General features: G+C 56.2%; 10 protein-coding genes and 1 pseudogene. 8 read left to right on the top strand and 3 right to left on the bottom strand.

Features of this window, described 5'->3' with window-relative positions; all coding sequences use genetic code 11:
- The first annotated feature begins 159 nt into the window (after positions 1–159).
- The 8 genes from ACYVG7_RS11730 to ACYVG7_RS11695 all read left to right on the top strand — a co-directional run bounded on the left by ACYVG7_RS11730 (position 160) and on the right by ACYVG7_RS11695 (position 5,616).
- Positions 160–1,047, top strand: a complete 888-nt coding sequence (locus tag ACYVG7_RS11730; protein WP_460883291.1) for a hypothetical protein — start codon at positions 160–162, stop codon at positions 1,045–1,047.
- 108 nt (positions 1,048–1,155) lie between these two features.
- Positions 1,156–1,374 (top strand): helix-turn-helix transcriptional regulator, encoded by a 219-nt coding sequence (locus ACYVG7_RS11725; protein ID WP_460883290.1) that lies wholly within the window; start codon positions 1,156–1,158, stop codon positions 1,372–1,374.
- 12 nt (positions 1,375–1,386) lie between these two features.
- Positions 1,387–1,818 carry a hypothetical protein gene (locus ACYVG7_RS11720; protein ID WP_460883289.1) on the top strand — a complete coding sequence of 144 codons (432 nt, stop codon included), beginning with the start codon at positions 1,387–1,389 and terminating at the stop codon, positions 1,816–1,818.
- 13 nt (positions 1,819–1,831) lie between these two features.
- Complete coding sequence (locus tag ACYVG7_RS11715) at positions 1,832–2,329, top strand: hypothetical protein (protein ID WP_460883288.1); 498 nt, start codon at positions 1,832–1,834, stop codon at positions 2,327–2,329.
- Positions 2,322–2,633: a hypothetical protein gene (locus tag ACYVG7_RS11710; protein WP_460883287.1), complete on the top strand. Its 312-nt coding sequence runs from the start codon at positions 2,322–2,324 to the stop codon at positions 2,631–2,633. Before ACYVG7_RS11715 ends, ACYVG7_RS11710 begins: the two co-directional genes overlap by 8 nt.
- Positions 2,630–2,818: a hypothetical protein gene (locus ACYVG7_RS11705; RefSeq protein WP_460883286.1), complete on the top strand. Its 189-nt coding sequence runs from the start codon at positions 2,630–2,632 to the stop codon at positions 2,816–2,818. The genes ACYVG7_RS11710 and ACYVG7_RS11705 overlap by 4 nt, the downstream gene beginning before the upstream one ends.
- Positions 2,815–3,390 (top strand): hypothetical protein, encoded by a 576-nt coding sequence (locus tag ACYVG7_RS11700; protein WP_460883285.1) that lies wholly within the window; start codon positions 2,815–2,817, stop codon positions 3,388–3,390. The genes ACYVG7_RS11705 and ACYVG7_RS11700 overlap by 4 nt, the downstream gene beginning before the upstream one ends.
- Positions 3,391–3,453: 63 nt before the next feature.
- A complete protein-coding gene (locus tag ACYVG7_RS11695; RefSeq protein ID WP_460883284.1) occupies positions 3,454–5,616 on the top strand; it encodes a DUF927 domain-containing protein in 2,163 nt (720 codons plus the stop codon).
- Positions 5,617–7,521: 1,905 nt separating this feature from the next.
- Here ACYVG7_RS11695 and ACYVG7_RS11690 read toward each other — a convergent pair.
- From ACYVG7_RS11690 to ACYVG7_RS11680, 3 genes and pseudogenes are all read right to left on the bottom strand, one after another.
- Positions 7,522–7,671, bottom strand: a pseudogene (locus ACYVG7_RS11690) (tyrosine-type recombinase/integrase); the annotation flags it as partial.
- Positions 7,659–7,931, bottom strand: coding sequence for a hypothetical protein (locus ACYVG7_RS11685; RefSeq protein WP_460883283.1), 273 nt, complete (start codon positions 7,929–7,931; stop codon positions 7,659–7,661). The gene ACYVG7_RS11685 and the pseudogene ACYVG7_RS11690, both read right to left, overlap by 13 nt.
- Positions 7,932–8,090: 159 nt before the next feature.
- Positions 8,091–8,320 (bottom strand): hypothetical protein (locus tag ACYVG7_RS11680; protein WP_460883282.1); only part of this gene is annotated, 230 nt, incomplete at its 5' end.

The raw sequence follows: 8,320 nt of genomic DNA, 5'->3' as shown, positions 1-8,320 counted from the left end.
CTTCCTGGATCATGCCGCCCCGTTCCCCGGTAATGGACATGGGCTTATGCAACTGGAGCGAAATTAGGATCAGCTATTTAGATCGGCCAATCGAAAAGCGGGGTACAGCCTCCCGCCTGACCCGGTCCCTATTCAGGCTGATGGTGTAAGGGCTGCGCTATGGCTGAGTCATCGAAACTACTGCCACTCGAATATTGCCGCATTGAGCGAGCAGCAGAGCTACTGAACTGCAAGATAGAGGATATCCTTCATTGGGCCGGAATTGGCTCGATTTCGATTTGCCTTTATTTCCCGGTTCCTCAAAATGTAACTGCGTGGATTAACCGGGCATCCTTTGAGTTCATTAAACAGAGAACTCGATGGATAAAAACTGCGACAAAGAGCGTTACCATTGGTGAATATTCAAGCATTGATATTACGTCTGGTAATCAATGGGATGATGCCGAAGCCACTTGGTATCAGCATCTTGATCTCGTAGAGAAAAGCACTTCTACGAGTTGCCCGAACATCCGGAATAAAGCTGTTGAAATAATGGCAAGAATCGAAGGATTCTGGCGTCTAGATGAAGCGGCCATAACAGATATTTATCTATTTCCTGGTGATGACGAATCAAGTTCACTTTCGGACGAATTGTATTTAACCCCGGCAGGGGAATCCTCGATTGTGGTTCCTGTTTGGAGTCATATGCGAGAAGTTCAAGTAAAGGATCTTTGGATTATCAGGCGAGACTTGGAGCTATTATTCGACCACATTAAGACTGGTGGGTTACTTGCGCGAAGTCATCAGCCTATAGAATCAAAATACTACGTTCCTCACCCTACTGCCGAGCGACATGCCGTAAATCGAGAGTCTATTTTGGCTGCCGCGATCCACATCAAGCAGGAAAAACCAGATGAGTGTGGAACTACCGCAACCAAGTGGGCCGAGGCATTAGAGCAACACGCACATCGGTACTGGAATAACGCTCAACCCCCCCTTTCTAGAGAGAAGATAGAACAAGTGTTGAGCGCAGCCATGAAGGACGGAAAACCCCACAAGAAAGAGTGATCCCGGTAACGTCTATCGGCCCGCCGGTAGCTGTTACCGGCGGATCATTAAGGCAATTGGGTTGCGATAGTGCGGGCCATACCACCCAAACGCATAAGGAACCACGGTATGGCACAAGGTAACGCGACCACCCTCCCGGCTGTCGGCTTCGTTCGGCAAGCCTCTATCCTTCCCGTGCTGGGCTTTTCTGCCACCACTCTGTGGCGGCGAGTCAAGCAAGGCACCTTCCCCCAGCCGATCAAGTTGTCGGAGCGAGTCACGGCTTGGAGAGCCGAGGACGTTCACGCCTGGATGGCGGCTCAAGGCAATAGCCAACAAGCAGCATAGGGAGAGCGGATCATGGAAAAAACAAAGGCCGCACCGCAGAACGGCACGACCCTTAACCAGCAGATACAGCATAGCACCGCCCCGATCCGTAGCGCTACCAAGTTGGAGCTGGTGGCCGTCCACCTGCTGGAGAATGGCACCAACGGCACCAGTTCACTCTCTGGTCTGTCTGGACTTCACGATCTGAACTTTCGGAATTCGGTAAGCGTTTTGCGCCGGCAGGGTATCGATATTCAGGATGAGTTTTTCCCCCACCAGCACACAGGGGGAGAACAGGTTTACTTGAAACGCTACTGGCTGGCCGACCGCAACCAAGCCCGAAAGCTAGCCGAACTGGTAAACCTCAAGCGCAAGGCCCGTGGGGCGCTATCCCTGAGCCGGGAGCAGATTGCCCGCTACCTGGCCGCAATCCCCGCCAGCGAACAGCCGAAACCAGCAGCCTAAGAGGGAACCCCGAATGATGATTTTCAATAATGGGCGTCAAGCTCAGGGCGAAGCCTTGCCCGCTGCCGTCCGGCGCGGTACGATTCAACCTGTTACCGCCTTAAGCAAGCGGCAACGAGGCTGGCGGATTAAGCACCCGCAAGCTGTGACCACACCATGGGACAATTTGTATCTATTCCCCCGATTCTCGGCATCCTGCCGGGGATCCATCCGTATTTGGGGGCATGGATCGGGAGCCAAAGAAAACGCCCCCACTGTGCCTTCCCTTGGTGTGGCACTGCTTTGCGGCTACCCGGTCCGCCTTGGTTACCTGACACCAAGGAATCACCCCATGATCTACACCTTCTGCGTTACCCGCAGTCGTGGCCCTATCGCTGCGCTTTCTGCAATCCGTACCGTTTCCGTTTATGCCACCAATGAGGCACAAGCCCGCACCCACTTGGCTGGCCTGCCGTTGGTATTCCTGAGCCGTTGCCCTGCTCGCATCGCTGGGGGGCAACATCATGGATAGTCTTTTCAGAGATTTTCACGATGTAACCGGGATGAGCCGGGAGCAGATGGCCAGCACAGCCAGTAAGGCACAAGAGGCCATCGAGGATCTTGCCGTTGGCCTCAAGGGGATTGGCAGTCTATTGCTTGCCGCCGCAAACAACGAGGACTGGGGCAGCATTAACAACCAGGTATCGGATACCGCGATCCTGATTGAACGCATGGGCGACATGATCCTGCTGTGTAAGCGGGCCAGTAGTAACCTGAATTATCATCTAAACCAGCCAACAGCCCCCCACCCACAGGACAAAGGGGGTAAGGTATGAAGCCCTTTGCCGAGTTCTGTGCCCATTATCAGCTTGACCCCAACACCGAAGAGGCCGGCGAGCAATATCGCGACTACTGCGACAAGCTAGCCCTGTTCCGCCAGGCAGTGGTTGAGCAACCGAAGTCTGGTTCTGATGAGCTAGGCGGCCAGATTATGCCCACCAGCCAAGGAGGTGAGGCATGATCCGACCTGACCAAACCAACCCCATGAACTCCCGCCCTTATACCCAGTGGGCAACAGCCCAGATCCGGCAAATGCTGGAGGAAACCCCGGCGGTCTGCTTGTTCCTGCTGGAGCAGACGGACAACGCCCCTCAGTCGTGCCTTGCTGATGACCTGTCACAGTTTCTCGACCGGGTGACGCTGGACCATCAAGGATCCGCAATAGACGCTCTGGCAGAGTTGCTGCCGTGGGTGGATTGCCAGGCCCTTGCCGCCTGGCTGGTGGATCAACGCTCCCAGCATAAGGCGCGGTTAATCGCCATCTGCCGCTACAGGATTGCCGCCGCTTATCTGGAGTTATCCCGCCAGCGGTTTGGCGTTCGGGCATTCATCCACCAGCACACCCACCTAGAACTATCAGTTGAGCTGGTGGGCTTGGCCATATCCAACCACATCGAGGGCGCTTTACTGGAGAGCCGGGGGCCGTTGGCTGGGCTAGATGCCTGCCTCACCATGCTGGGGGCCATGCTGGCACCTGATGGCCATGGCTTGGCCCCCATGGGGGTTGCCGTCATGGATGAGCTATTCAGTTAGCTGGTGGATGAATACCGCGGCAACGATTTACCTATCCAGAAAGCCAGACACTAAGGGGCCGACATGACAGCAACGAATCGCGTTATCCCCATCAAGAGCCGTTTCCGTCCTACCCGGTTCCGAGACCTGGAGAACAAGGCTAGCGTGTGGGTGCTGGTGGGGCCAGATGCTTGGAGCCGTGCCGAGCAGATAAACACCGCCCGGCAGACCGGTGACTCTCTCATTCTGGCGGCTGTATCTTCCGACCCGCTCACTTGTTTGGATGGTGGCCTGTGCCCGCTGGTGGTCACACCCAAGGACATGGCCGCCCCAGACTGGCGGCACCGCTTGGTGCTGGCTGGACCGGAAACCCTGTGCGTCAACATTGAAAGGGCTGGAACGGTTGCCCCTGGTTCGTTATTGGACCTGGCAGCCCACATTGCAAGCCAAGCTCATCCGGCGGCAGAGCTGCGCATTGACGGTAACCGGCCAGATATGGATGTGATTGCCCTCCACCAGCAACCCAGCCAAGAAGGCCCCGCCGGCATGCCTAGTGCTTTCCGCCTCACTGGGGATGGCGTGTGGTTCGATGAGGTGAGCCCCAAGGGTGATCTGGAGCCTGTGCGCTTATGCGCTCCCCTTGCTGTGTTGGCAGTGACCCATGACCCCAACGAGGGAGCCTATGGCCGCTTGCTGGAGTGGCACACCCTGCGAGGAACTGTGCGCCGCTGGGTCATGCCCATGGAGCTGCTGAGCGGGAACGGAGAAGATCTGCGCCGGGCTCTATTGGCCGGAGGCTTGGATTACATCAGCCCCAATCGCAAGGCAAGAGAGCGCCTGCTGGAGTATCTGGCGGGCAGCCGACCGGGGCAGACCCTAACCAGCCTAGAGCATACGGGCTGGCACGATGGCCGCTATGTGCTGCCGGATGTCACCCTGGGGCCGAACGGGGCAGAGATCATCTTCCAATCCGGTAACGCCAGGGGGGATGACTTCTCCACGGCGGGCAGTCTGAACGATTGGCAAGAGCAGATCGGGAGGCTGTGCCTGGGCAATTCCCGCTTGCTGTTCGCCGTGTCTTGCGCCTTTGCCGCTCCCCTGCTGCGCCTGGCAGGAATGGATGGCGGGGGATTTCACCTGAAGGGCGACAGCACAGACGGCAAGACCACGACCATGAAGGCGGCGGCTTCTGTGTGCGGTGGCCCGGACTACTGGCAGACCTGGCGGGCCACTGGTAACGCCATCGAGGCCATCGCCAGCCGGCGCAATGATGCCTTGCTGTGCTTGGATGAGCTCAAGGAGATAGACCCTAAGTCTGCTGGGAGCACCGCTTATATGCTGGCGAATGGCCAGGGGAAAGGGCGGGCGAAGATAGACGGCGAACTGAGGGAGCGCAAGCAATGGCGACTGCTGTTCCTTTCCACTGGAGAGCTGTCACTGGCCGAGCACGCCGAACAGGCTGGGGGCCGGTTCTATGGCGGCATGGATGTTCGCTTACCTCAGATCCCTAGTGACACCGGCAAGCATGGCTGCTTTGAAACTCTCCACGGCTTCCCCGACTCCAAGGAGCTGGCTGACGCCCTGCGCTTGCGCACCAGTCAAACCTATGGGGCACCCTTCCGGGCCTTCTTGGAGCGGCTGGCCGATGAGTTGGAACAGCACAAGCGAACTATTCGAGCCGAGGTGACCCGCTTCACCCAAGAGCTGATCCCCGGCGGGGCTGGCAATCAGGTGGGACGGGTGGCTGAACGGTTCGCGCTGGTGGCTGTAGCGGGAGAACTGGCAACCAGGCTGGGTGTCACTGGGTGGGCTCAGGGTGACGCCTTGGCGGGGGTGCGGGCTTGCTTTGCTGCCTGGCTGGCTGAACGTGGCCACCTGGGCAACTATGAGGACGCCGCCGCGCTGGAACAGGTGCGCCGCTTCTTCACTGCCAACCAGTACACCCGCTTTGCTGATTGGCACGACAACCAGCACAGACCGGCCAACCTGGTAGGCTACCGCCGAGCAGAACCGGAAGGGATCGCCTTCTACGTCACCGCTACCGGCTGGAGCGAGATCACCAAGGGCTATGACACCAAGAAGGTGACGAGGTTGTGCCTGGCGGCCGGATACCTGGACGCTCCACCGAGTGATGAGATCCGGCGGCAGCAGGTAGTCCGGTTACCCGGTATGAAGGGAACAACACGGGTCTACAAGTTTACCGAAAGAGTGATCGATGGTGAGGAGGACATGGGGCAGCCAGAATAGCTGGCCCACTTTCTGCGATTCATGTGCGCGTATGGAAACACAAAGTTGGTGGTAACACTGGTAACAAAGGAGTTAATCAGCCTGAGAGCCTTATCTGGTGCGGGTTTCGGGTGTTACCACTAAATCCAGATTACTGGTAACAACAGAGGTAACACTGGTAACAGGATGGGTGATTTGTTACCAGTAAATGCCTTGTGTTACCACTACCATGCCGGAAGTGGTAACACCTCAAAGCCAGAGCTGGTGCGGGTTTGCGGTGATTGTTACCTCGTTACCAGTGTTACCACTACTTTTAACTATACATACGGAGAGCCAGCGCCGATAGCAGGATCCCCCACCACCACCAACCCCATGCCCGATTGTCATGGTTGATCTATCGCAAGCCGCAAAGCCAGGCCCGACAAGGGCTCCGCGCTGCTGACAATTAAACAACAACCTTGCTCTGAGCTGGCCCATATATTGCGAACCCATGCGCGTCCACGTACCCGTAACCGGGGGCCGGGGTAGAGGGACCCATGCCAATGGCTGACAAGGTAACAAACAGATAGGCATGTGCTGGCCGGGCCATCACCCGAGGCACCCGCCACCCCGAAGCATCCGCGAACCGATGACAGATTCCCGCTTTCGGGCAAGGTCTGCGACCAGAGGTCGAGGATCGCGGTCTGCTGGTGGTGGTCAAGCGTAACCCGATGACGAACAAGCTGATCCCATTGTTGGGCCTTGCCGACCATCAACCCGACCACCGCAACGCCTTGCCAGATATCGCAGCGAATGGGTATGCCGACCACCTAGGCGACCACCAGCCACAACCAGCGCCACACCCAGAGGCAAGGCATGAACCCACAACCATGGGTCCCTCCCGCCCACCCCCTTGTTACGGGTACGTGGACGCGCAGTGGTTCGCAATATACAGGCCAACAAAATAACCGTTTCCTTCCTTCCCTGGTTCGTCATGGCTCAGGCTTGGTGGGATAAGGCATCACAGGTGATAGAGATAGGATCCGCCCTTGTTGCCCTACAGGCCGAGCCCTTCCCATGCCAAGACCTGGGTGATTCTGCCTGGATTCTGGGTGATTCTGCCTGGATTCTGGGTATTACTACCCGATAGGCTGTGGTTGCATCCAGTGGTTACGGATAGACACCTCACTGCCTGGGCCATAGGTAGGGGGGATCCGATCCTCCAGCCTATTCGACTCCCTCCACTGCTCCGCCCCGTTCAATTTCCATACCCGCGAAATTAAAAAATTAAACCAACCGAGGGTGTCGCGTTTCACGACATCCCCCCATCAGCGCACAACTTCAGGATGGCCACCAGCTACCGAGCAGCACAGGCTGTGATATGAGGCCATGTATTTGGGCTAACGCGCTGTCACCAATTCGATGGCACTGTCACCAATTCGATGACACCTGAAGCCGAACCACCAGCAGAGAGGGGGGAACGAAACGTGACACCCCCAAGCCGAGGCCGGATCCGTGATTGGGCTGCCTGTCGCCCATCTTCACCACTGCCTAATGCCGCGGCTAATTCGACATAGATGAACCGCATCCCTTACCACGCAAGGGATAGAATCCGGCGGCTAATTCGGCACGGCACGAAAACTACCGCTTGTGTCACCACATACCACCCCAGCGCATTGAGTTTGGGGGTATTTCTGGGGGTATAAATCCAACACGCATTAATTTTGATCTATATAAATCAAATGGATAGGTTGCCATTTCGATAGCGGCACCGGCACCATTCAAATCAAGCAGTTAGCAAACAAATCTCCCTTCTCAGATTTATGTCATTCCGCCAAGTGGCGACAGAATGGCGACAGCGTTTTTGTCATCAGCAACAAAGCCCCCTGCTCCACCTCATGTAACACCATCACCCAAAACTATTTTCATCCCCTGACCTGCGACACCTTACGGGGCATTCAGCGGGTTTAGCTTCACCGCGTCTTCCAGATGATCCGGGGCAAAGTGCGCATAGCGCATGGTCATATTGATCGTCGAGTGGCCGAGGATCTTTTGCAGCACCCGGATATTGCCGCCGTTCATCATCAAGTGGCTGGCTCGCCATCGCTCAAGCTCTGGCTATGCAACCCGAACCAACGCTGTACCAGATTCGTTAGACGTCGCTCATCGCCAGCGACAGTGTGCCCTTCCAGCCAGGGCTTGCCCTTGTCAGAGTCCAGCACAAACGCCTCAAAGACCAATACCTCGCCTTTAGTGGCGAACTGCTTGCGTGGCGCATCAGGATTGCTTTTGCTCGGGCGGCCTTCTGGGTAGACCTCGGCAAGCCACTTGCCCGTAGGGAGTTTTCGAACTGCCATATCTGCAGTCGCCCCTCAAATACTGGATTAATACTAAGGACTGGAACAATTTGTTGATGTTTGGTATTCAGTAAATGGCTCATTCGACCGACATAAGAATCTTTGTTGCAGAACATGACTCTCTTTGTCGACTACCTTTATAACTATAACCTCAACAGTTCACTCTTCTATTTGTGTTACTTGCCCGTCAGAAGCCAAAAAACCATTGACTGCCACATAATTTAAAAGCTCAGTTTCAAATCGATCCATTAACTCTGAAACCTTCCCATGAAGTCCAACATATGAATCAACAGTTATATTATAATCGTAAGCGCCGCTAAATCGGCCTACTTGCCTTCGTTGTATTGCGCCACTTTTTTTGCAATGGGCTCCAGCGGGACGTTCCAGGG

The sequence above is a fragment of the Pseudaeromonas pectinilytica genome, from assembly GCF_054780855.1.
Note: the sequence above shows the minus strand (reverse complement) of the source record. Positions and strands in the feature narration are given on the sequence as shown.

What these genes read in the sequence shown, in the direction of transcription:
- ACYVG7_RS11685 (WP_460883283.1), bottom strand. Translation starts at nt 7,931, where the DNA reads ATGGCAGTTCGAAAACTCCCTACGGGCAAGTGGCTTGCCGAGGTCTAC.
- ACYVG7_RS11720 (WP_460883289.1), top strand. Translation starts at nt 1,387, where the DNA reads ATGGAAAAAACAAAGGCCGCACCGCAGAACGGCACGACCCTTAACCAG.
- ACYVG7_RS11700 (WP_460883285.1), top strand. Translation starts at nt 2,815, where the DNA reads ATGATCCGACCTGACCAAACCAACCCCATGAACTCCCGCCCTTATACC.
- ACYVG7_RS11730 (WP_460883291.1), top strand. Translation starts at nt 160, where the DNA reads ATGGCTGAGTCATCGAAACTACTGCCACTCGAATATTGCCGCATTGAG.
- ACYVG7_RS11725 (WP_460883290.1), top strand. Translation starts at nt 1,156, where the DNA reads ATGGCACAAGGTAACGCGACCACCCTCCCGGCTGTCGGCTTCGTTCGG.
- ACYVG7_RS11710 (WP_460883287.1), top strand. Translation starts at nt 2,322, where the DNA reads ATGGATAGTCTTTTCAGAGATTTTCACGATGTAACCGGGATGAGCCGG.
- ACYVG7_RS11695 (WP_460883284.1), top strand. Translation starts at nt 3,454, where the DNA reads ATGACAGCAACGAATCGCGTTATCCCCATCAAGAGCCGTTTCCGTCCT.
- ACYVG7_RS11705 (WP_460883286.1), top strand. Translation starts at nt 2,630, where the DNA reads ATGAAGCCCTTTGCCGAGTTCTGTGCCCATTATCAGCTTGACCCCAAC.
- ACYVG7_RS11715 (WP_460883288.1), top strand. Translation starts at nt 1,832, where the DNA reads ATGATGATTTTCAATAATGGGCGTCAAGCTCAGGGCGAAGCCTTGCCC.